This window comes from Variovorax sp. P2_H12 (genome assembly GCF_056403395.1).
Genome location: NZ_JBFUFO010000064.1, coordinates 16,326 through 39,480, shown reverse-complemented (window position 1 = coordinate 39,480; position 23,155 = coordinate 16,326). Strand labels below are relative to the sequence as shown.

General features: G+C 67.3%; 18 protein-coding genes. 8 read left to right on the top strand and 10 right to left on the bottom strand.

The window, feature by feature from the left end; translation table 11 throughout:
• Window positions 1-717: 717 nt before the first annotated feature.
• Window positions 718-2,103: an aminopeptidase P N-terminal domain-containing protein gene (locus tag AC1DYK_RS33175; RefSeq protein WP_478170165.1), complete on the top strand. Its 1,386-nt coding sequence runs from the start codon at window positions 718-720 to the stop codon at window positions 2,101-2,103.
• 27 nt (window positions 2,104-2,130) lie between these two features.
• On the opposite strand, the gene AC1DYK_RS33170 is transcribed toward AC1DYK_RS33175, so the two are convergent.
• From AC1DYK_RS33170 to AC1DYK_RS33150, 5 genes are all read right to left on the bottom strand, one after another.
• Entirely contained in the window at window positions 2,131-3,711 is a 1,581-nt protein-coding gene (locus AC1DYK_RS33170; protein ID WP_478170164.1) for an FAD-dependent oxidoreductase, read from the bottom strand.
• A gap of 105 nt (window positions 3,712-3,816) precedes the next feature.
• A complete protein-coding gene (locus AC1DYK_RS33165) occupies window positions 3,817-5,346 on the bottom strand; it encodes a polyamine aminopropyltransferase (RefSeq protein WP_478170163.1) in 1,530 nt (509 codons plus the stop codon).
• 11 nt (window positions 5,347-5,357) lie between these two features.
• Entirely contained in the window at window positions 5,358-5,576 is a 219-nt protein-coding gene (locus tag AC1DYK_RS33160; protein WP_478170162.1) for a DUF350 domain-containing protein, read from the bottom strand.
• Window positions 5,577-5,600: 24 nt separating this feature from the next.
• Complete coding sequence (locus AC1DYK_RS33155) at window positions 5,601-7,073, bottom strand: DUF4178 domain-containing protein (RefSeq protein WP_478170161.1); 1,473 nt, start codon at window positions 7,071-7,073, stop codon at window positions 5,601-5,603.
• Window positions 7,070-8,107, bottom strand: a complete 1,038-nt coding sequence (locus AC1DYK_RS33150) for an SPFH domain-containing protein (protein ID WP_478170160.1) — start codon at window positions 8,105-8,107, stop codon at window positions 7,070-7,072. The genes AC1DYK_RS33155 and AC1DYK_RS33150 overlap by 4 nt, the downstream gene beginning before the upstream one ends.
• A 399-nt stretch (window positions 8,108-8,506) precedes the next feature.
• Here AC1DYK_RS33150 and AC1DYK_RS33145 point away from each other — a divergent pair, with 399 nt between their 5' ends.
• From AC1DYK_RS33145 to AC1DYK_RS33135, 3 genes are all read left to right on the top strand, one after another.
• Window positions 8,507-10,846, top strand: a complete 2,340-nt coding sequence (locus AC1DYK_RS33145) for an NADP-dependent malic enzyme (RefSeq protein WP_478170159.1) — start codon at window positions 8,507-8,509, stop codon at window positions 10,844-10,846.
• 180 nt (window positions 10,847-11,026) lie between these two features.
• Complete coding sequence (locus tag AC1DYK_RS33140) at window positions 11,027-11,440, top strand: guanyl-specific ribonuclease (RefSeq protein WP_478090806.1); 414 nt, start codon at window positions 11,027-11,029, stop codon at window positions 11,438-11,440.
• Between the two features lie 47 nt (window positions 11,441-11,487).
• Entirely contained in the window at window positions 11,488-11,919 is a 432-nt protein-coding gene (locus AC1DYK_RS33135) for a barstar family protein (protein ID WP_286570543.1), read from the top strand.
• A gap of 331 nt (window positions 11,920-12,250) precedes the next feature.
• Here AC1DYK_RS33135 and rsmA read toward each other — a convergent pair whose 3' ends face one another.
• The 3 genes from rsmA to AC1DYK_RS33120 form a co-directional block, all read right to left on the bottom strand.
• The gene (gene rsmA / locus AC1DYK_RS33130) at window positions 12,251-13,015 is read right to left on the bottom strand and encodes a 16S rRNA (adenine(1518)-N(6)/adenine(1519)-N(6))-dimethyltransferase RsmA (protein WP_478170158.1); all 765 of its coding nucleotides are present in this window, start codon (window positions 13,013-13,015) and stop codon (window positions 12,251-12,253) included.
• A 157-nt stretch (window positions 13,016-13,172) separates the two neighbouring features.
• Window positions 13,173-14,558: a peptidylprolyl isomerase gene (locus AC1DYK_RS33125; RefSeq protein WP_478170157.1), complete on the bottom strand. Its 1,386-nt coding sequence runs from the start codon at window positions 14,556-14,558 to the stop codon at window positions 13,173-13,175.
• Between the two features lie 14 nt (window positions 14,559-14,572).
• Complete coding sequence (locus AC1DYK_RS33120; protein ID WP_478170156.1) at window positions 14,573-16,969, bottom strand: LPS-assembly protein LptD; 2,397 nt, start codon at window positions 16,967-16,969, stop codon at window positions 14,573-14,575.
• A 96-nt stretch (window positions 16,970-17,065) separates the two neighbouring features.
• Here AC1DYK_RS33120 and AC1DYK_RS33115 point away from each other — a divergent pair, with 96 nt between their 5' ends.
• From AC1DYK_RS33115 to AC1DYK_RS33100, 4 genes are all read left to right on the top strand, one after another.
• Window positions 17,066-18,163: an aminoglycoside phosphotransferase family protein gene (locus tag AC1DYK_RS33115; RefSeq protein WP_478170155.1), complete on the top strand. Its 1,098-nt coding sequence runs from the start codon at window positions 17,066-17,068 to the stop codon at window positions 18,161-18,163.
• Window positions 18,160-18,897 (top strand): 16S rRNA (uracil(1498)-N(3))-methyltransferase, encoded by a 738-nt coding sequence (locus AC1DYK_RS33110; protein WP_478170154.1) that lies wholly within the window; start codon window positions 18,160-18,162, stop codon window positions 18,895-18,897. Before AC1DYK_RS33115 ends, AC1DYK_RS33110 begins: the two co-directional genes overlap by 4 nt.
• A gap of 97 nt (window positions 18,898-18,994) precedes the next feature.
• Window positions 18,995-19,483 carry a YidB family protein gene (locus AC1DYK_RS33105; protein WP_478170153.1) on the top strand — a complete coding sequence of 163 codons (489 nt, stop codon included), beginning with the start codon at window positions 18,995-18,997 and terminating at the stop codon, window positions 19,481-19,483.
• A 115-nt stretch (window positions 19,484-19,598) separates the two neighbouring features.
• On the top strand, window positions 19,599-20,777 hold the full coding sequence (locus tag AC1DYK_RS33100; RefSeq protein WP_478157674.1) for an MFS transporter: 1,179 nt from the start codon (window positions 19,599-19,601) through the stop codon (window positions 20,775-20,777).
• Here the strand turns inward: AC1DYK_RS33100 and AC1DYK_RS33095 are convergent.
• Together AC1DYK_RS33095 and AC1DYK_RS33090 are read right to left on the bottom strand one after the other, a co-directional pair.
• On the bottom strand, window positions 20,774-21,601 hold the full coding sequence (locus AC1DYK_RS33095) for a lysophospholipase (protein ID WP_478170152.1): 828 nt from the start codon (window positions 21,599-21,601) through the stop codon (window positions 20,774-20,776). The two genes, AC1DYK_RS33100 and AC1DYK_RS33095, sit on opposite strands and share 4 nt — an antisense overlap.
• Entirely contained in the window at window positions 21,598-23,088 is a 1,491-nt protein-coding gene (locus tag AC1DYK_RS33090; RefSeq protein ID WP_478170151.1) for a M20 family metallopeptidase, read from the bottom strand. Before AC1DYK_RS33090 ends, AC1DYK_RS33095 begins: the two co-directional genes overlap by 4 nt.
• Window positions 23,089-23,155 lie beyond the last annotated feature (67 nt).

Genomic DNA, 23,155 nt, shown 5'->3' with positions numbered 1-23,155 from the left:
CCGATCGTCCAGCTGATCTGGGGCGTCTGCGCGAAGACGTTGTACTGGTAGCCCGACACCTGGATGTCCGTGACCCCCATGCGTTGCGTCGGATCGTCCGCGACGTACGCCAGGTTGGCCACGTTCGTGGAATAGAGGCCGGCGTCGGAWTSCRKCGGACCGCCGACCTGCCAGGTGCCCGSCAAAGCCTCGCGRCCGGGGAYGTTGAGCGGRTTGGCCGCGTCTTTCGCGTACAGCGTCGGRATGCCCGCATTGCCCACCGCATAGKASGCGGCATCCGGACCGTAGCGATAGGCSAGGCCGGCRTCCTTGCTCATTTGAGCCGCCATGTCGCGATAGGCAGAGGCCGAGATCGCCTGCGAGCCGTCGACGATGTCAGCGGGCAATGGCGAGCCCGCTGCGAGAGCACTGCCGCTGCCGGTGGTGGTCGCCGCTTGCGCCGTCGAACCTGCCGCTGCGGTACCGGTACCGGTCCCAAGAGCAGCGAGCCCTCCACCGCTTCCGCCCCCGCCGCCACCACAGCCCGCCAGTACAGCTGCGGCTACTGCGAGCAAAATCGTGCTCTTGTGTAGAACTTTCAACAAAACACCTCCAAAATAACGAGTTGGGGGTTTGTACGTGGGAGAGGTCCGACTGGGCAACCGTTCTTTCAAATCCTTTCCTGATGTTTTTCGCCCGCCCCCTGGCGGTGTTACATCCGTAGCGCATAGTGACCTTATGACCGCAACTTATCAAGCCTCCCGTCGATTACAACTTTCTTCTAATATAGGCAAGGGCGGCATTGCCATCATCCCGACGGCACCGGAGCGGCAGCGCAATCGCGACAGCGACTTCCTGTACCGGCACGACAGCTACTTCTATTACCTGACGGGCTTCACCGAGCCGAATGCCTGGCTGGTGCTCTCCGGCGACGGGCGATCGACGCTGTTCTGTGCCCCCAAGGACCTGGAGCGCGAGATCTGGGACGGCTACCGGCTGGGCCCGGAGGCTGCGCCGGCGGCGCTGGGCGTGGACGAGGCCTTCTCGATCGAGGAGCTCGATACCCGGCTGCCCCGCCTGCTCGAGAACAAGAGCGTCGTCTGGTATCCGTTCGCGATCCACAAGGGCCTGGAGACACGGGTCGACGGCTGGCTCTCCGCCGTGCGCGGGCGCGTGCGCTACGGCGCGCTGTGCCCCGAAGCGCAGCGCGACCTGTGCGGCCCGCTGGACGAAATGCGGCTGGTGAAGGATGCCGCCGAGCAGGACACCATGCGCCGCGCGGCCCAAATCAGCGCCAGAGCCCATGTCCGCGCGATGCAGTTGTCGGCGCGCATGCTGCGCGAAGGCCGGGAAGTGCGCGAGTACCACCTCGATGCCGAACTGCTGCATGAATTCCGCCTCGGCGGCTCGCAGTACCCGGCCTACGGCTCGATCGTCGCGGCGGGCGCCAATGCCTGCGTGCTGCACTATCGCGCCGATACGGCGCCGGTGCGCGACGGCGAACTGGTACTGATCGACGCCGGCTGCGAGCTGGACGGCTATGCCAGCGATATCACCCGCACCTTTCCGGCCAACGGCAGGTTCACCGGCCCGCAGCGCGCCCTGTACGACCTGGTGCTGGCCAGTCAGGACGCCGCCGTGGCGGCGACCCGGGCGGGACAGCGCTTCACCGATCCGCACGACGCCACCGTGAGGGTGCTGTCGCAGGGCATGCTGGACCTGGGGCTGCTCGACGCCAACAAGGTCGGCGGTGTCGACGACGTGATCGAAAAGCGCGCGTACTTCCCTTTCTATATGCACCGCACCGGCCACTGGCTCGGCATGGACGTGCACGACTGCGGCAGCTACGTCGAGCCCACGCAGCTGGGCGAAGTGAGCGAGCGCAGGGACCCGCTGTCCAACGAACTGATCCAGAACCGGCCCAGCCGGATCCTGCATCCGGGGATGGTGCTGACCATCGAACCCGGCATCTACGTGCGGGCGGCCCAGGGCGTGCCGGAACAGTTCCACAACATCGGCATCCGCATCGAAGACGACGCCATCGTCACCGAGACCGGGTGCGAGCTGATCTCGCGCGGCGTGCCCGTCAAGGCCGACGAGATCGAAGCGCTGATGCGCGACTGATGCGGCCGCCGGCCGGAAGCAGGACGCTCAGACCGCTGCCGCCGCCAGGTGCCCGCGCGTGAAGGCCTCCTCGAAGATCGAATAGCCGGACCAGTCGCTGTGGGCGAAAGCCAGGCGCCCGGCGACGATGCGGTCCCGGGCACCGAGCTTCGCCAGCTGGCCGGGCGCGGGGATCGCCATCGCATGGCCATAGCGCGTGATGTCGATCCGGGTCGCCAGCCCGGCGAGGTCGGGGTGAGGCACCGAAAGCTCCGCCAGCAGATCGTCGCGCCAGCCGGCCCAGGGCCGGGCGAGCAGCTGGCGGCGGCCATCGGTGCCGTCCCAGGTGCTGGGCCCCAGCGGTCGGTACCAGGTCAGGACCGTGGCGCGCGGCGTCGGGTCCAGGGTCTGATGCCGCGCGTCGACATAGCCGAGGCCGCGGGTGCCATAGACCACGTTGTCCCAACCCGGGGCCGCGCCGGGCCGGTCGGCCAGTGGGGCCTTCACATGGATGTTGGCGACCAGCCAGGGCGCGTAGCGCATCGACGCGGCCGCTTGACGCAACCGCTCGGGCGGGGCCTCGATCACGCGCGCCGCAATGAACATCGGCAGCGCGACGATGCACCGTTCGGCCTGCCAGCGCACGCGCGAGCCGGTGGCGACGTCGAACGCGTCGATCTCCACGCCACTGCGCGTGTCGGCGATCCGCGTGACGGCCTGGCCGGTCCGCAGCCGATCGCCGAGCGGCTGCGCCAGCCGCTGGGTCAGCCAGGCGTTGCCCTCGGGCCAGGTCAGCACCGCCTCGCGTTCGCCGTCGTCCTCGCCGGGCGCATGGAAGCCGTGCCGGCTGGCGAAATAGTGGATGCCGGCCCAGGCCGAGACATGGTCCAGGCCGGCACCGTAGTCGTCGCGGCAGCAGTAGTCGAGATACCAGCGCAGGTGGGCGTCGCCGAGGCCCTCACGGTCGAGCCAGGCCTCGAAGGACAGCGCATCGAGGGCCAGCAAGGCCGGCGCGGGCACCGCGCGCAGCGTCGGGATCGAGAAGCGCGCGTCGTGCCGCAAGGCATCCACGCGTTGCGAAAAGCGCCGGTACTGGGCCAGCGTGGCGTTGCCCACCCCCTGCACCGGCAACAGCCCGTCCTGCCAGCGGCCCTGGAAGAACAGGCGCTCCTGCGGACTGTGGCAGAGCTGGCGCTCGTCGTATTCCCAGCGGCCCGCCACGCGACGGCGCAGGCCCAGTTCCTCGAGCAGGTCCTGCACCTCGTGCGCCTCGTCGCCGGGCAGCGGCAGGTAGTGCGCGCCGAGCGGGCAGGCGATGCCCTGCACCGCGCCGGCGCGGCTGTTGCCGCCGGCCATGTCCTCGAGTTCCAGCAGCACGAAATCCTCGATGCCGGAAAGACGCAACGCCCGCGCCGCCGCCAGGCCGGCGACGCCACCGCCGGCGATCACGACCTGCGTGCGGCGAGCGGCATCCGGCACGGCGCCACTGCGCAGCGTGCCGTCGCGCAGCGCATGCCCACGCGCCACGTCGATGCCGGTGAAGCCGCCCTCGATGTCGTGCCGGGCCTCGCATCCTGCCAGCGCGGCCGCCACGGCCATCGACGCGCCAAGAAACTCACGCCGCCTCATGGATCCTTTCCAGGAATACCGCGGAACCGGCTTCGCCGGGCCGCTGGTATTGCCCCCTGCAAGGGGGTGGGCGGCTACACGAAGTGAGCCAACCTGGGGGTGTGCTCATTTTCCCCACTCGTGTTCGTAGGTGGACACCAGGATCTGGTTGGAAAGCCGATTCACCTCGGCGGGTACCCGCGCCATGTCGCGCGGGAAGTCGAACAGCAGCGGCAATGTCGGCACCGACAGGAAACGCAGCCCGCCGGGCAGCGCATCGGGCAGCCGGAAAGGCCGCCGGCTCGCGATGATGTAGCCCCACTCGCCGAAGCTCGGCACGTGTGCGTGGTAGGGCGTCGCCGTGAGGCCAACCGATTCGATGGTGGTTGCCACGGTCCAGAAGCTCTTGCGCGCCACCAGCGGCGAGGTGGTCTGGACGACGGCATAGCCACTGGCCGCCAGCCGCTGGTCGAGCAGCGCATAGAAGGAGTTCGTGTAGAGCTTGCCGATCGCGAAATTGGTGGGGTCCGGAAAATCGACCACGATGACGTCGAAGACCTCGCCCTGCTGCTGCAGCCACTGGAAGGCATCGGTGTTGACGATGCGCAGCTTCGGGGAGTTCAGCGAGTGGCCGTTCAGTGCGGCCAGCGTCTCGTGCTCGCTGAAGAGCCGGGTCATGTTCGGGTCGAGCTCCACCAGCGTCACGCTCTCGACCGACGGGTACTTGAGGATCTCGCGCACCGCCATGCCGTCGCCGCCACCGAGCACCGCCACCCTGCGCGGCGCGCCGTGGGCCGCCATCACCGGGTGCACCAGCGCCTCGTGGTAGCGGTACTCGTCGCGCTCGGCGAACTGCAGGTTGCCGTTCAGGAACAGCCGGTGCCCGGCGGCGCCGCGCGTGACCACGATGCGCTGGTAGGGCGAGCTTTCGCTGAAGACGATGCGGTCCTGGTAGAACTTGTCCTCGGCCAGCGTCGTGAGGTGATCGGCGAACACGAAGGCCACCAGCAGCGCGGCCAGCGCCAGCCCGCAGGCCAGCGCATGCATGCCGACACGGCGCAGCTCGTGCCGGAACAGCCACAACGCCCAGACCGCGACCGCCGCATTCATGAACCCGAACAGAAGCCCGGTGCGAATCATGCCGAGTTGCGGCACCAGCAGCAGGGGGAAGGCGATCGAAACCGCGAGCGCGCCCAGGTAGTCGAAGGTCAGCACCTGCGACACCAGGTCCTTGAGCGCGACGTTGCGCCGCAGGATCCGCATCACCAGCGGGATCTCGAGCCCCACCAGCGTGCCGACCACCATCACGAGCCCGTAGAGCAGCAACCGGAAGGCGCCCGGAACGTAGGCATTGGCAACGAAGAGCAGTGCCGGCAGCGCACCGCCGACCAGTGCCACCATGAGTTCGATGCGCAGGAAATGCGCCGGCAGCTGGCGCTCGAAGTAGCGCGACAGCCAGGAGCCCACGCCCATCGCGAACAGGTAGGTGCCGATGATCGTGCTGAACTGCAGCACCGAGTCGCCCAGCAGGTAGGAACTCAGCGCCGCCGCGCTGAGCTCATAGACCAGCCCGCAGGCGGCGACCACGAAGACGCTGGCGAGCAGCGCGATCTCGACCGGTTGCGGGCCGCTGCGCTCGACCGGGCGCGCGGACAAGGCCGCCTCGCTCAATGGATGGCCGCGGCGACGATGATGCAGATGCCGAGGCTCATCGCGGCCACCACCAGCCCCAGCGCCATGTTCTGCTTCTCGACGATCTCCTGCCACAGGTCGTAGGGCGTGACCTTGTCGATAATCAGGAAGGCCAGCCAGAAGACCGCCACGCCGATCACCGCATAGACCAGCGACCCAAGGATCACGGCCGGCTTCAACCATTCAATTCCCATGATGAGAACCTCCAAAAAAAGACTTCATTTGTGGCCGCCGCCACTCGAATAGCCGCCATAGGAGCCGCCCGCACTGCGCGAGCCGCTCCCGCTGCTGCAGGTGCTCAGGATGATCAACAGCACGATGATCACCACCACGATCAGCACGATGGTGCCGCAGCCCAGGCTGGACGCCGCGCTCACCGGCAGCACGTCGCGGCGCTTGAACATGTCCTTGCGGTGATCGAGCTTGAACGCCGCCGCCACCGCCGCGCTGTCGATCCGGTTGCCGGACGACCAGGTCAGCTCGTTGGCCGAACGCTCCATCGACAGCAGTGCGCTGCCGTTGGCGAAATCGCGATTGAAGGTCTTCTGCCCGCGCTCGACCTGCCAGTAGAACTCGCCCGCCACATAGCCGGTCTCGGCGTTGTAGGCGTACTGCTGCAGGTAGACCTTGCCCAGGTACGTGGCGCGGGCCCCGCTCTCGGCCATGCTCGGGGCGCCGGTGGTCGGCTTCACCATGCTCCAGCCGTCTTCGGCATCGACCAGGAAGCTGAAGCCGCGCTTCTTGTTGTAGAGCAGGTATTCGCTCCAGCCGAAGTGCTCGTCGTCGCCGGGCGCCACGCCCATGCGGTGCTGGAAGCCGACCACCTGCCAGTCGACGCCCTGCAGCTGGCCGATGCTGCCCAGCGCGATCAGCGGCTGCACCGGCTCGTGCTGGGTTGCATGCCGAAGTTCGCCCCCGATGCCCTGCGAAAGATCGATGATCGCGTTGCAGGACGGACAGGTGACGCTCTTGCTGTCGGCCAGGTTGACCATCACCGGCGAGCCGCAGTTCGGGCAGTTGAAGCTGCGGCCCTTTTCGTCCTTGGCCGACTCGTCGCGCAAGCCGGTGAGCTGCAGGTCCTCGAGCCGCACCGCGCGGCCGAGGTAGGCGCCGGGCGGATCGGTGTCGTAGTCGACGCTGAGCACCTGTCCCTGGTCGCTGCGCAGCTCGACCACCGCGAAGGGACGGCCGAGTTCGGGCAGCCGCGGCAGCTCGCCCTGCGCCGAGACCAGCGCCACCTGCTCGTTCGAGGCCACCGTGTAGTTCTGGCCGTTGAAGGCGGTGGTCGCGCCGACGCGCAGTTCGACCGCCGGCGGCGCCGCGCGCTGCAGTTCGAAAGGCAAGGCGAAGACGAAGGCGCCGTTGTCCTCGCTCAGGATGCCGGTACGCTCGCCGTCGAGCGTGGCGATCCATTCGGTCCAGCGGCCGCCCGGGTAGCTGTACTGCAGCCGGCCCACCAGAGTGAAAGGCTGGCCCTCGACGCGGCCGGCGGCGAACAGCTGCAGCGGACTGAAGTCGTCGAACAGCTCGGCCATCTTGCCGGTGCGCGCCAGCGTCTCGCCCTGGCGCACCACGGTGCTCTGGCAATAGGGGCAGACCGCGTGCGTCGATTGCGCCGAACGGAATTCGACCGGCGCGCCGCAGCCGGGACAGGGCGCGCGGTAGTAGCGCTGGCTACCGCTGTCCGTCACACGAGTTTTTTCAGCAGCTCCGCCTTCTTGGCGTCGAATTCTTCCTGCGTGAGGATGCCCTTGGCCTTCAGCTCACCGAGCTTCTCGAGCGTGGTCATCACATCGGCCGGATTCACCACCGCGACCGCGGGCTGCTGCTGCGGTGCAGCGGGCTGCGCCTGCAGCCCCTGGGCCAGGTTCTGCGCCAGCACCTGCCCCAGCGCGACGCCGGCGCCGAGCCCCATGGCATCGCCCGCGATGCCGCCGCCACCGCCCGCGCCCTCGGCGAATTTCGGGATCGCCTGCGCGGTCTGGTATTGCATGAACTTGCCCATGTCGTTGCCGACCATGCCCATGCCGATCTTCTGATCGAGGATCTTCTGCAGCTCTTCCGGCAGCGAGACGTTCTGGACCGTGATGTTCTCGAGCTGAATCCCGATCCTGGCGAACTCGGGCACCAACTGCTTGGCCAGCGCCTCGGCGAACTGGATCTGGTTGGCTGCCAGGTCGAGAAAAGGAACGCCGCTGGCCGCGATCGCGTTGCTGATGTTCTGCAGCAGGAGGCCGCGAAGCTGGCCATCGAGGTCGGCCACCGTGTAGATGTCGCGCGTACCCGAGATCTCGGTGTGGAACAGCTTGGCGTCGCCGACCCGGAAGCTGAAGTTGCCGAAGGCGCGCAGCCGCACCGCGCCGAAATCCTTGTCGCGCACCGTGATCGGCTGCGGCGTACCCCATTTCTGGTCGACCTGCTGGCGCGTGCTGAAGAAGTAGACGTCGCTCTTGAAAGGCGACTCGAAGAGCTTGTCCCAGTTCTTGAGATAGGTCAGGACCGGCAGCGTCTGGGTCGTGAGCTTGTACATGCCCGGGCCGAACACGTCGGCGACCTGGCCTTCGTTGACGAACACCGCGACCTGCGACTCGCGCACCGTCAGCGACGCGCCGTTCTGGATTTCCATCTCCGCCATCGGGAAACGCCAGGCCAGCGTGCCGTCGCCGGTCTCGGTCCACTGAATGATGTCGATGAACTGCTTCTTGATGAAATCCATCAGCGCCATGGTTGCTCCTCGTTGCGGGGGGTCTTCTGAGCCGGGCATATTGCCACAGTGCCCGCCAAGGACAACCCTGGGGACAGTTCCGGCACAAGACAGTACTTGTCCACAGGCAAGTCGCTTCGCCCGAAGTTGTTCGCCTCGCCGCGACAGCACCGAAGCGCGGCTGCGCACAGCCAGCGGGCTGCGGCAAGTCGTTGTCGCAAAAGGGGAAAATGACCCTGTCCACAGCGAGGCGCGCCCCTTACTACTACTACTAATCTAAATAGGAAGACTAAGTAGAAGAGATAGCAATAGCCACTTTCCGCCCAGGTATCCGGGTCGGCGCCCCGCGCCCGGCCAGCATGCAGATCGAGGTCTACAATCGGCGCCCTTTACAAGAAGCGTCATAGGAGGCACGGCCCAATGTCCGATTCGACTTCGCAGATCCCCACGCCCGAAGACAAGCGCGCCGAGCTGCGCCGCGCCGCGCTCGAGTACCACGAGCATCCGGTGCCGGGCAAGATCTCGATCGCCGCCACCAAGCAGATGGTCAACCAGCGCGACCTGGCGCTGGCCTATTCGCCCGGCGTCGCGGCGCCTTGCGAAGAAATCGTCAAGGACCCGGTCAACGCCTTCAAGTACACGGCGCGCGGCAACCTGGTCGGCGTGATCACCAACGGCACCGCGGTGCTGGGCCTCGGCGACATCGGCCCGCTGGCTTCCAAGCCGGTGATGGAGGGCAAGGGCGTGCTGTTCAAGAAGTTCGCCGGCGTCGACGTCTTCGACATCGAGATCGACGAGAAGGACCCGGTCAAGCTGGTCGAGGTCATCGCCGCCCTCGAGCCGACCTTCGGCGCGATCAACCTCGAGGACATCAAGGCCCCCGACTGCTTCTACGTCGAGCGCGAACTGCGCAAGCGCATGAAGATCCCGGTCTTCCACGACGACCAGCACGGCACCGCCATCACCGTGGCAGCCGCGATGCTCAACGGGCTGAAAGTGGTCGGCAAGGACATCGGCCAGGTCAAGCTCGTGACCTCGGGCGCGGGCGCTGCGGCGCTGGCCTGCCTGAACCTGCTGCTCAAGGTCGGCCTGAAGCGCGAGAACGTCTACGTGACCGACCTGGCCGGCGTGGTCTACGAAGGCCGCACCGAGCTGATGGACGACGACAAGCGCCAGTACATGCAGAAGACCGAGTTGCGCACGCTCAATGACATCATCGAGGGCGCGGACGTGTTCCTCGGCCTGTCGGCCGGCGGTGTGCTGAAGCCCGCGATGGTCGCCAAGATGGCGGCCAAGCCGGTGATCTTCGCGCTGGCCAATCCGAGCCCCGAGATTTCGCCGGAAGACGCGCATGCGGTGCGCGACGACATCGTCATGGCGACCGGCCGCACCGATTACCCGAACCAGGTCAACAACGTCCTGTGCTTTCCCTACATCTTTCGCGGTGCGCTGGACTGCGGCGCCACCACCATCACCGATGAGATGGAAGTGGCGGCGGTGCACGCGATCGCCGAACTGGCGCAGGCCGAACAAAGCGAGCGCGTTGCGGCCGCCTACGCAGGTGAAAAGCTGTCGTTCGGGCCCGAGTACCTGATCCCGAAGCCCTTCGACCCCCGGCTGATGATGAAGATCGCGCCCGCGGTCGCCAAGGCCGCGGCCGAAAGCGGCGTGGCGCTGCGCCCGATCACCGACCTCGATGCCTACCGCGACAAGCTGCAGACCTTCGTCTACACCTCGGGGACCATGATGAAACCGATCTTCGACGCCGCCAAACGTGCGCCGAAGAAGCGGGTCGCGTACAGCGAAGGCGAGGAAGAACGCGTGCTGCGCGCGGCGCAGATCGTGGTCGACGAAGGCATCGCGCGACCCACGCTGATCGGCCGTCCGGCCATCATCGCGCAGCGCATCGAGAAGTTCGGCCTGCGCCTGAAGGAAGAACTCGACTACGACATCGTCAATGTCGAGCAGGACCATCGCTACCGCGATTTCTGGCAGACCTACCACCGCATGACCGAGCGCAAGGGCACGACGGTGCAGACCGCCAAGATCGAGATGCGTCGCCGCCTGACCCTGATCGGCGCGATGCTGCTGCACAAGGGCGACGTCGACGGCCTGATCTGCGGCACCTGGGGCACCACCGCGCTGCACCTGCACTACATCGACCAGGTGATCGGGCGGCGCCCGGGCGGCTGCCCCAGCACGCCGCAGGATGTGCCGATCTACGCCTGCATGAACGGCCTGCTGCTGCCGGATCGCCAGGTGTTCCTGGTCGACACGCACGTCAACTACGACCCGACGCCCGAGGAACTGACCGAAATCACCACCATGGCGGCCGAGGAAATGATGCGCTTCGGCCTCAAGCCCAAGGCGGCGTTGCTGTCGCACTCCAACTTCGGCAGCAGCAACCAGCCCAGTGCGGTCAAGATGCGCCGCACGCTCGACCTGCTGCGGGTTCAGGCACCCTGGCTGGAAGTCGACGGCGAGATGCACGGCGACATGGCGCTCGACGGCAAGCAGCGCGCTGCCGTCATGCCGCACAGCGCCCTGGCGGGCAATGCCAATCTGCTGGTATTCCCGAACATCGATTCGGCGAACATTTCTTACAACCTGCTCAAGACGGCGGCCGGCGGCAACATCGCGATCGGTCCGGTGCTGCTCGGAGCGGCCAAACCTGTGCACATTCTCACGCCGAGCGCCACCGTGCGCCGCATCGTGAACATGACAGCGCTGACCGTGGCAGATGCCAACGCCGAGCGATAAGCAAAAAAGCGACAGCGATCGCTAACTTCTAGAGCGCGGCATCCCCCTTTCACCTGCTCAAAGATTGAGCAGGCGCTTGCTATTTGCGCGTCCCTGGTGCACACTTGCGGCCTTGAATTCGCGGGTTAACCCCAAGTTGATCCGCCGGTTCGGTTCTCGCTCTTTTCCTTCTGGTGCCCCATGGCGGCTTACGCCTCGATCTCGTCCCCGGTCTCAAAGTTAGCGCTCACTGGCGTTTTGCTGGCGACCCTGATGGCGGGAGTCCAGGCTCGCGAATGGTTCGGCCCCGGCACCGGCACCCCGGCGCAGGAAACGGTCGCGTTGGCCGAACTGCCGGTTCAGGGCCAGCGTACCTATGGGGCCATTTTGAACGGTGGCCCTTTCCGGCACGAAAAAGACGGCACGGTGTTCGGCAATCGCGAACGCCTGCTGCCGCAGGAACGGCGAGGCCACTACCGAGAATACACGGTCGATACGCCCGGTTCGCGTGATCGTGGTGCCAAGCGCATCGTCTGTGGAGGCGAGCGCACGGCGCCATCGGTGTGCTGGTATACGGCAGACCACTACGCGAGTTTCAGGCGGATCGTGCCATGAGCGAGCAACTGGATTGGAGCGGCGCCGTGAGGCGCACCGAAGAAATGATGACGACAACCATGGAAAGACCAGCGGAGATGACCTTATCCCTTCGTGCAGTGCGACCCAACATCGTGCAGTCGATTCGCGCCTTCCGCGTGAACGACCTGCAGGAAGCGGCGCATGCGGCCGGTCAGCACTTCCTTTACGCCAACCTGGGCAACGCCCAGACCAAGCAAGACGTGCTTGATCTGATTGCCCAGCAATTCACTTTTCCGCAGCACTTCGGCAAGAATTTCGATGCGTTGTACGACTGCATGACCGATCCCTTGCACAAATCGGGCCCGCAGCCCGGTTTCGTCATCGTGCTCGAGCAGATCCCGGCCAACGCCAAGTTCGACAAGGAAGCACGCGAGCAACTGCTCGACATCTTCCGAGACGCCTCCGACTACTGGGGAGACCGGAAGATACCGTTCAGGTGCTTCTATTCTTTTCTGTAGCCCGTTCTGCACACACCAGCCAAGCAGAACGGGCGAATGAGGCTTCGCAGGACAATGCCGCCGCTCCGGCTCCAGGCATCGACCTTCCGAATTCCGACCCGGCAGCAGAAAAGATGCCGACCGACAAACTGGTCGACGTGTCGCCATTGGCCTTGCGCATGAGCAGCCCCTTCAACGCGGGCTACTGGCTGGCAGCGGCTTAAGCTCGCCCCCAGGTTGCCCGGCACTTCGTGTCCGGGCGCCCACCCCCGGCCGGGGGCAACACCAGCGGCCCGGCAAAGCCGGTTCCGCGGTGTTTCACGAACAAAGCCCAGCCTTCGGCGGGCTTTTTTTATGGCTGGACGGATTGCGCGAGGGCGACGTATTCGGACACTGGCACTTCCTCGGCGCGGCGCTGGGTGTCGAAGGTGCCGGCAAAGGCGTGCTGGTCGAGCCATTTGCCGAGGGTGTGGCGCAGCAGCTTGCGGCGCTGGCTGAAAGCGACCTGGACGATCTCGCCGAGGCGCGCGGCGTTCACTGCGGGCGGCTCGGCCAGGGGCACCATGCGCACCACGGCACTGTCGACGCGCGGTGGCGGGTCAAAGCTCTCGGGCGGCACGAATAGCACGTTGTCCATCGCGTAACGCCACTGCAGCATCACGCTCAGGCGGCTGTAGTCGGACGTGGCCGGACGGGCGACCATGCGGTCGATGACTTCCTTCTGCAGCATGAAGTGCTGGTCGGCGATCAGGTGCGCGAAGCCGAGCAGATGGAACAGGATCGGGGTCGAGATGTTGTAGGGCAGGTTGCCGACGACGCGCAGTGGCGCCGGCGAGAATTTCGCAGCCAGCGTGGCGAAATCCACCTTGAGCACATCGGACTCGATCACGTCCAGCTGCCCATGGCTGCGCAGGCGCTGCGCCAGGTCGCGATCGAGCTCGATCACGGTCAGCCGCCCGAGCCGCTCCACCAGCGGCTGCGTCAGCGCCGCCAGCCCCGGCCCGATCTCGACCATCGCATCCCCCGCCTTCGGCGCGATCTCGCGCACGATGGCGTCGATGATTCCCCCGTCGGTCAGAAAGTGCTGCCCGAACCGCTTGCGCGCAATGTGCTTCAAGCAGTGCCCCCGGCCGCAGGCCGCGGACCCCTTCGCGAAACACCGCGGATCTGGCTTTGCCAGTCCGCCGGTGTTGCCCCCGGCAGGGGGTGGGCGGCTACACGAAGTGAGCCAACCTGGGGGCGAGCCCTATGACATGAGTCAACCTGGGGGCGAGTCATGTTTGCGGCGGCTCGCGGTACTCGACGTAGGCGCGGGCGCGGACTTCCTGGGCCCAGGTCTCGGTGGCCTGCTCGACCTTCTTCTCGCGCAGCACGGCGCGGGCGGCTTCGCGCTGCTCGGCCTGGCTCAACTTGGCATCGCGCCGGCCGACGACCTGGATCAGGTGAACGCCGAAGCGCGAGACCACCGGATCGCTGATTTCGCCGGGCCCCAATCGGTTCATCGCTTCCTCGAACTCGGGCACGAACTGGCCAGGACGTCCCCAGCCCAGGTCACCGCCCTGCTTGGCGCTGCCATCTTGCGAATTGTCGCGCGCCAGGCCGGCGAAATCGGCGGTCCCGGCCTGCATGCGCTTCTTGAACTCGGCCAGTTGGGCGACGGCCTCCGAGGTGCTGCGCTTGGGATCGTTGCGCAGCAGGATGTGGCGCACCTGGGTCTGCGTGACGACCGCATCGCTGGCGCCAGGCTGGGACTTGGCCAACAGCTTGAGCACGTGGAAACCAGCGCTGGAACGGATCGGCCCGGCAATGCCGTTGACCGGCGTCGATTGCGTGGCCTCGATGAAGATCCCCGGATATCGGTCCGCGCTGCGCATGCCGATGGCGCCTCCGGAGACGCGGTCAGGCGAGTCGGAATTCTCCTGCACCAGCTTGATGAAGTTCTCGCCGGCGCGGGCGCGTTGTGCCAGGCCCTGCGCGCGCTGCTGCAGCTTCGCCACATCGGCCTCGCTGGCGTTTTCGGGCACCAGGACCAGCAACTGGGCGATGTTGATGTTCGGCGCAAAAGCGGCATTGGTCCCAGCGCGCTGTTCCTTGATGAACTGGTCGACCTCAGCATCGCTGATCTTGGCTTTGGCCTCGATCTCGCGATCGCGCAGCCGCGTGAGGATGAGCTGGTCGCGCAAGTCGCGGCGGAACTGCTCCCGCGACAGTCCTTCGGCCGCGACCCGCCGGTGCAGCTCGGGGAGGCTGATCTGGTTTTGTCGGGCCACGGTCTGCTCGGCCTGGTCGACCGCCAGTTCATCGACCTTGATGCCGTATTCTTTCCCCATCTGCAGTTGGGCCCGCTCGTTGATGAGACGCTCGAGCACCATCCGCGTCAGCTCAGCGCGCGGAACGCGCTCGGCTTCGGGGTTTTCCTTCAGCACTCGCAGCACGCGCGACTGCACTTCGGTGTTGGTGACCGGCTCGGAATTGACCAGCGCGACGATGTATTCGGCCGAGCGGCGCACGGCAGGTGCCGGTGCGCGGGGCTCCGTGGGCGCCGGCCCCAGCCGCGGTCCGGACCGCATGATGTCGGTAATGCCCGCTCCCTGCGCGCCGGCAGCGGTGGCGAGGGTGGCAAGGCAGGCCACGGTGAGGATGGATCGGAAATGTTTCATGGCGAAGCGCGATCTCAGTCGTAATTGGTGAAGCGGCTCGCGCCGATGCTCGGCTGGCGCATCGGCGTATAGCGCTGGATGTTCTGTGTCAGCGTGCGCCTCGGGCTCGAACCGATGCTTGCGAAGCCGACCAGCTCGATCTGGAACATGATTCGAGTATTGGCTGTGACCTGTCCGGTCGTGACACGTTCCAGCACCACGCGCCCGATCCAGCAGCAGCCGTCGTATTCGAAGCCGAGCACGCCATCCGTCAGTTTGCTGGATTCCAGACTGTAGTTCAATCGGCCTACTGCGTACCAGCGACCGCCGCCTTGACCCCTCCCGGGGCCCAGATCCTTGCCTTTGTCGCCCCAGAGATCGTTCAAGGGCCACTGCCAGCTGACGTCGAGCGCACGGTTGCCGTCGTTGGAGGTGGGCGTGGTGTCAGCCTGGTAGCGGTAGGCGGCGCTCACAGTGCGATAGGGACCGGGGTTGTAGCGCGCGCTCAGCGCGGTGCGCGCGGAAGTCTGGGTGTCCGGGTTGTACTGGACGGTGCCGTCCATGGCCCATTTCGATGTCCAGTTGATCTGGGCGCCGAGCAGCAGGTCGCTCACCCGGTCGGTGACCGGCAAGCCGCCCGGCATCGTGACCAGCTGGTCCGCGAAGCGCAGGCGCTGGGCGACACCGAAGCGGGCCGCCTCGGCACCGGTTTCGGGGTCGATCAGCCGGGTGGTCACGCCGAGGGTCAGCAGGTTGCTGTCGGAAATGCGGTCGTTGCCGGAAAACGCGTTCTCGGAATAGATAGTCGCGAAGTTGAAGTCGTTCTGCGCCGTGTCGTAGACCGGCAGGTAATTCTGGTTGCGAAAGGGCGTGTAGACGTAGAACGCGCGCGGCTCCAGCGTCTGGCGGAAGGAACGGCCGAAAAAGTTCGCATCGCGCTCGAAGATCAGGCCGCTGTCCAGGCTGAAGGTCGGCACCACGCGGTCTGCCGAGGTCGCGCCGTTGGTCAGCAGCGGGCCATCGAACTGGTAGGCCGTCGCGTTCAGCATCACCTTCGGGACCACGAAGGTGCCAGGCGTCAGGAAAGGCCGGCTCAGCGAGGCCAGCGAGAACACGCGTTCGCCGTTGGGCTGGCCCTGCACGAACGGGTTCTTGGCCTCGAAGCGCGTGTAGTCGTTGATGACCGAGAAGTCGAAGCCGTTCCAGTCGAACTTGTTGTAGTTCGCCGTGATCTGCGGCATCCGGTCGTAGGGCGGCACGATCGGCGCCGGCGCGTACTGCAGGGTCTGGTAGCTCAGCGCCCGCGCGGTGCCGCTCCAGTCGCCCTTGGACCAGTTGAGCGAGCCGTCGTTGGCCAGCAGGCGCTGCGTGAGCGAGGGCGTGTTGGTGAAATCGCGCCAATAGTTGTTGTCGCTGACGCGGTTGATGTTCAGCGTGCCGACCAGCGAGTCGAGGCCGAAGTACCGGGCGTCGAAGGCTTGCGAGTGATGGGTCCAGATGCCCCAGCGGTCGCGGTCGCGCAGGCGATCGTCGGGCATGTAGTCGGCCCGGATTTCACCGCTGTACTTTTCTTCGAGGTAGCGGAACTCGGCGCCCAGGTTGATGCCGCGCTTGCTCATCAGCGTCGGGTACAGCGTGGCGTCGCGGTTCGGCGCGATGTTCCAGTAGTAGGGTGTCGTGATGTCGACGCCGTTGACGTTGTCCAGGCCGATCACGGGCGGCAGCATGCCGCTCTTGCGGTCGTTGCTGAGCGGGAAGCTCAGCGAGGGGAAGGGCGGCGTGGTGATGCCCATGAAGGTCAGACGCGCCTGGGTCGCGACGCCGACGTTGTCCTCCGTGTCGGTCGTCAGGGTGGCGGCGCTCAGGAGCCAGGCCGGCATCCAGCCGGGATAGTCCTCGGGCCGGCAGGTGGTGTAGGTGGCCATGCGGGCGACCGACACGTTGCTGTCGACGAAGTCGATACGTTCGGCATCTCCGCCACCGCCGCTGGCAAGGAATCGGTAGCGGACCTTGTTGAAGAAGCCCTCGAAGGTCTCGATCTTGAGCTCGAGCTCGGGGCCCTCGTAGACGTTGCCCGCCTGGTTGATGCGAACGTTGCCGGTGGCGCGGGCGCGATCGTCGGGCTGGTAGTACTCGAGCCGGTCGGCCCTGAGGGAGAGGTCGCCGCGGCGCAGGGTGGCGTTGCCTTCGACGACGGTCTCGATGTCAGGCCGGCCGGAGATCTTGTCGCCGTCCACGAAGCTCGGCAGTTGGCCGCGCAGGGGCGCCGGGATGATCTCCGCGAGTTGCGGCGTGCGCTTGAGCACGAGCGGCTCGCCCAGGTCCGCGTCCTGCGCCCACGCGCCCTGCGCGTGCAGCAGCGCAAGCGACAGCAGCGCCAAGGGCAAAGGGGGGCGGCACCGGCGCCAAGCGGCTCGGTTCAGGTCAGGCATCGGTACGGGACAAATATCGTCTGGAGGGGGAGACGGCGCCAGGGGCCATCGGGTTGCGAAGCTCCGCGCCAGGCGGATTTGTAGAATCGATTATCCATGACAGCCCCCCAGCCACCGTCCAGCGCCGCCGCCCCCCTTCCCGAAGCACCGGCCTGGAGCGACCCGGCCCGCGCCCGGGCTTTCCAGCAATGGATGGAGCGCATTGCCGACCGCCACCATCTGCTGCCCGCGAGCGTGCGCCTGGCTTCGGCCGACGCCAGCTTCCGGCGCTACTTCCGCGTTGATGCGGCGGGCGCGGGCGCGCCGACCCGGATCGTGATGGACGCGCCGCCCGCGCAGGAAAACAGCGCTCCATTCGTCCAGGTCGCGAAACTGATGGCCGAGGCCGGCGTGCGCGTGCCGCAGGTGCTCGAATGGGACGAGACCGCGGGCTTCCTGCTGCTCGACGACCTGGGCCGCCAGACCATGCTGGATGTCATCGACCCGGCCGACGCCAACGCCGCGCGGCCGCTCTACGACCAGGCCATCGATGCCTTGATCCGATGGCAGCTGGCCTCGAAGCCCGATGTGCTGCCGCCCTACGACCGGGCACTCCTGGAGCGCGAACTGGCGCTTTTCCCCGAGTGGTACATCGCGCGCCATCGCGGCGTGGCGATCCAAGGCCAGCTGAAGGAGCGGCTCGAGCGAAGTTTCCGAGCCATCGTCGAGAACAATCTGACCGCCGCAAAGGTCTACGTGCACCGCGACTTCATGCCGCGCAACCTCATGGTCGGCGATGGCGCCGCGCTCGGCGTGCTGGATTTCCAGGATGCGGTCTTCGGGCCCATCACCTACGACATCGCGAGCCTGATGCGCGACGCCTTCCTGAGCTGGGACGAGGAAGTCGTGCTGGACGTCACGGTGCGCTACTGGGAGCGCGCGCGCAAGGCCGGGCTGCCGGTCGACGAGGATTTCGGCGCCTTCTATCGCTCGGTCGAGTGGATGGGGCTGCAGCGCCACCTGAAGGTGGCCGGCATCTTCGCGCGTCTGACCTTGCGCGACGGCAAGCCGAAGTACCTGGCCGATACGCCGCGCTTCATCGCCTACATCCGGGCGACCGCGGGCCGCTATCGCGAGCTGACACCGCTGGTGCGCGTGATCGACGAGGTCGAAGGCACGCAGGCCTTGAGCGGCTTCGCCTACGGACGGGTGTGACGGCGCGCTTCCATTGCGCCGTTGCGCTCGTCGCCAACAGCGCGCTCGTGCTGCCGCCCGGCGCCGCGCGCCATGTGCAGGTGCTGAGGATGCAGCCCGGCGACGCGTTGACGCTGTTCGACGGCCACGGCGGGCAATACGCCGCCACCGTCGAGCGCATGGGCCGCAGCGAAGTCGCCGTGCGGGTCGGCGCCCACACGGCGGACGAGCGCGAGGCGCCGCGTGCGGTCCACCTGGCGGTCGGCATGCCGGCCAACGAACGCATGGACTGGCTGGTCGAGAAGGCCACCGAGCTTGGCGTGGCCAGCATCCAACCCCTGATGACCGCCCACGGCGTGCTGAGGCTCAACGGCGAGCGCGCGGACAAGAAGCGGGCCCACTGGGAAGCGATCGCGATTGCCTCCTGCGAACAATGCGGGCGCAACCGCGTCCCGCAGATCCATCCGGTGCGAAGCCTGGCCGGATGGCTGGAGGCGCCTGAGGACGATGGCGAGCGCTTCGTGCTGAGCCTGGCGCCGGGCACGCGGCGCGCCATCGACGTGGCCGCCGAGTGGCAGGACCGGCAGGGCGCTCACATCGATGCCCGGGTGCTGAGCGGACCGGAGGGCGGCCTCAGCCTCGCCGAGGAACAGGCCGCCATCGCACGGGGCTTCGCGCCGCTGACGCTCGGTCCGCGCGTGCTCCGCGCCGAAACCGCGGCACTGGCTGCGCTCGTCTGGCTGGCCGGCGGCTGATGTCGCACGGGCCAACGTGACAGAAGCCCGGCAGGGCGCGCAAAATGCCCCGTGCCCCGCGCGCGGGCTGTTCACACTCACACCTCAGGAGCCCATCATGGGATTGCTCGATTCGGTACTCGGTCAAGTGCTCGGCGGCGCACAGCAGCAATCCCAGGCTGGGGGCGGCCTGGGAGATCTCGGCGCCCTGCTCGGCGGTGCGGGAGGCTCCGCGGACCCTCTCGGCGGACTCGCCGGTGCGCTCGGCGGACTGCTCGCCAACAACGGCGAGGTCGGCGGTCTTGGCGGACTGGTCTCCAAGTTCGAGCAAGCCGGCATGGGCGACATCGTCGGCTCCTGGGTCGGCAAGGGCGACAACGCGCCGATCTCGGGCGGGCAACTGCAGGACGTGCTCGGCAGCGACGCGATCGCCGGTATCGCCCAGAAGCTCGGCATCAACAGCGCGACGCTGCTGCCGATGCTGGCCGCACTGCTGCCGACGCTGATCGACCACCTCACGCCCAAGGGCCAGGTGCCCGCCGAAGGGCTGGGCAATCAGGACGAGCTGTTGTCCTCGCTCAGCGGGCTGCTGCAGAAGAAGGTCTAGCAGGCGCCCCCTTGGCTTGCGGATTCGGGAAGCAGGGCGCTGCAGGGCGCCCTTTTTCATGCGCTCGTCGCAGGCGCGCCGTGATAGAACCGCCCCTCCATCTCCATTCCAACCCATGAATCGCAATCTCTGGCTGCTCGCCATCTGCCAAGGCCTGTTCCTGACGAACAACGTCACCTTCATGGCGATCAACGGTCTGGTCGGGTTGGCGCTGGCGCCGCGTGGGTGGATGGCGACCCTGCCGGTGATGGGCTACGTGGTCGGCGGTGCGCTGGCCACCGGGCTCGTGGCGCGCACGCAGCGGCGCTTCGGGCGCAGGCGCTCGTTCCAGATCGGCATCGCGGTGGCCCTGGGCTCGGCGCTGCTGTGCGCGCAGGCGGCGCTCTGGCAGAACTTCTGGCTGCTTTGCTTTGCCACCGTGGTGGCCGGGTACTACAACGCCAATGCCGGCCTCTACCGTTTTGCCGCCGCCGAACTCACCGGACCCGACTGGCGCGAAAAGGCGGTCTCGCTGGTGATGGCCGGCGGCCTGATCGGTGCGGTCGCCGGACCGAACCTGGCCGCCGTCACGCGCGACTGGTTCGCGGTGCCCTTCGCGGGCGCCTACCTCGCGCTGGCCGCCGTCGCGCTGCTGTCGATGGCGGTCATGAACTTCATCGACTTCCCGGCACCACCACCCCGCAGCGCCACGGCCGCCGGGCGTTCCCTGGCCGAGATCGCGCGCCAGCCGGTGTTCATCGTCGCCGCCGTCTCGGGCGCGCTCGGCTTCGGCGTCATGAACCTGCTGATGGCCGCGACGCCGATCGCGATGCAGGTCTGCAGCCTGCCATTCAGCGACATTGCCTGGGTGCTCGAATGGCATGTGATCGGCATGTTCGCGCCCGGCTTCTTCACCGGCCACCTGATCCGCCGGGTCGGCGTGCTGCCGGTGATGGCGGTCGGGCTGGCGCTCAATGCGGGTTGCATCGCGGTGGCGCTGTCCGGCGTCGACCTGCACCAGTTCCTGATCGCGCTGTTCCTGCTCGGTGTCGGCTGGAACTTCCTCTTCACAGGCAGCACCACGCTCTCGCTCGCGGCCTACACGCCTGAAGAAAGGGATCGCGCGCAAGGGGCGCTCAACTTCTGCGTTTTCGCGACGCTGGCGCTGAGCTCCTTCGCATCCGGCGTGCTGGTCACGACGCAGGGCTGGCGGCTGCTGAACCTCGGTTCGCTGGTTCCCGTCGTGCTGACCGGCGTCGCATTGTTGTGGCTGGCGCGCCGGCAACGCCGGAGCGCCGCCGCCGCTGCGGCCTAGGGCGGAGGAAAGCGCGCGTCCAGCCAGCCCCGCAGGGCGTCGAACACGGGCTGCGCGTCGCGCTCGTTGAAGATCTCGTGGTACAGCGCCGGGAAACAGGTGCTGCTGACCATCGAGTCCGCGGCGGCTTCGGCGAAGGCGCGGCTGCCGGCGGGATTCACCAGGCGGTCGTCACCGGCATAGAGCAGCAGCGTGGGCACCCGCCATGCAGGCGCCTCGGCCAGGACTCTTGCACCCTCGTCGGCCAGGAAGCGCGCAAGGCGGGCACCGATGCGGTCATGGCACAGCGGATCGGCGCGGTAGGCCTCGGCCACCGCCGGTTCGTGCGACAGAAAGTCGGCATCGAGCCCGTTGCCCACGCGCAGCCCGGGCGCCAGGCGCGACAGCGTGGCGAGGAGCAGCTTCTGCAACGGGCTGAGGCCGGCATCGAGCGCCGGCGAGGACAGCACCAAGGCGTCGACCACGCGCACCCCGCGCGCGACGGCGCTGGCCGCCACCAAGCCGCCGAGGCTGTGACCCAGCAGTACCAGCGGCAATCCGGGAAAGTCGCACCGCGTGTCGTCGATCACCAGCGCCAGGTCCTCGACCAGGTGGCGCGAGCTCGGCAAGGCGCCGCGCCCGCCGCTGGACGCCCCGTGTCCCCGCTGGTCTGCGGCACGCACCGCGAAGCCCCAGTCGTTGAGCCGCGCGGCCACGGCGCGGTAACGGCCCGCATGCTCGCCGAGGCCATGGACAAGCAGGATGACGGCCCTGGCCGCACCGGCCCCGAGCGGCCAGTCGTGCAGCACCAGCGTCTCGCCGTCGGGCGTGCGCAGGGTCTTCAAGCGGCGGCGCGGGCTGCCGGCAGCGCGGCGATCACCTCGGCCACCGCGGCCGTCAGCTTCTTTGCATAGGGCACGTGCAGGAACTCGTTCGGGCCATGCGCGTTGCTCTTCGGGCCCAGCACGCCGCAGACCATCATCTGCGCCTTCGGAAAGCCCCGGCTCAGCATGCTCATGAGCGGAATGGTGCCGCCTTGGCCGATGTAGCCGCAATCGGCGCCGAAATGGGCCTGCGAGGCGGCGTTGAGGGCGCGTTCGAACCAGGAGGCGGTGTCGGGCGCGTTCCATCCGGTGGCGCCGCCGCCGCTGTCGAAGGTGACCTTGGCCTGGTAGGGCGCGTTGTCCTCCAGCAGTTGCTTGAGCTGCTGCACCGCCTGATCGGCATCGACCAGCGGAGGCAGGCGCAGCGAGAGCTTGAAGGCGGTGTAGGGACGCAGCACGTTGCCGGCGTCTTTCAAGGCCGGAAAGCCTTCGGCACCGGTCACCGACAGCGTCGGCTTCCAGGTGCGGTTGAGCAGCGCCTCCACCGGGTCGGTGGTGGTCGGCAGCGCGAAGGTGGTCGAGCCCCCGCAGTCGTAGTGGGCCCAGGGAAAGCGCTTGTAAAGCTCCTCGCCGAGGATCGCGGCGGTGGCACGTGCCTGGGCCAGCCGCTCGGCCGGTACTTCGCAATGGAAGCTCTCGGGAAGCAGGCGACCGGTCTTGCTGTCTTCCAGGCGGTCGAGCACCTGCCGCATGATGCGGAAACTCGACGGCACCAGGCCGGAGGCGTCGCCCGAATGGATGCCTTCGGTCAGGATCTCGACCTTCAGGGTGCCGCTGGCCATGCCGCGCAGCGAGGTGGTGAGCCAGAGCTGGTCGTAGTTGCCGGCGCCCGAGTCGAGGCAGATGACGAGCGACACCTCGCCCAGGCGCGGCCGCAGCGCGTCGACGTAGGGCAGCAGGTCGTAGGAGCCCGATTCCTCGCAGGTCTCGATCAGGCCGACGATGCGCGGATGGGCCGCCCCCTGGGCCTTGAGCGCCTGCAGCGCCGCGATGCTGGCGTACACCGCGTAGCCGTCGTCGGCCCCGCCGCGCCCGTAGAGCAGGCCGTTCTCGTACTTCGGCGTCCACGGGCCCAGGTCGCTGCGCCAGCCGGTGAATTCCGGCTGCTTGTCGAGATGGCCGTACATCAGCACGGTTTCGGTCATGTCGGTGCCTGTTGCCGGCACTTCGAAGAACAGCACCGGCGTGCGACCTTCGAGACGCACGATCTCGAGCTTCAGGCCCTCGACCTTCTGGGCCTCGACCCAGGCGGCCGCATTGCGCAGCACGGTTTCGAGGTAGCCGTTCTGCGACCAGTCCTTGTCGAAGCCCGGCGACTTGGCAGGAATGGCGATGTAGTCGGTGAGCTGCTTGACGATGTCGTGGTCCCATTGGGACGAAACGTCGGCCAGCGCGCGGCCGGCATCGAGCAGACCGGCAGGCATTTCGCGGTGGAGGGGGGCGTTCATTGAGATCTCCGCGGGGTGGGGACAACGATGTTAGTGCGTCTTGGGGCGACGTGCCCGGATTGGCGCC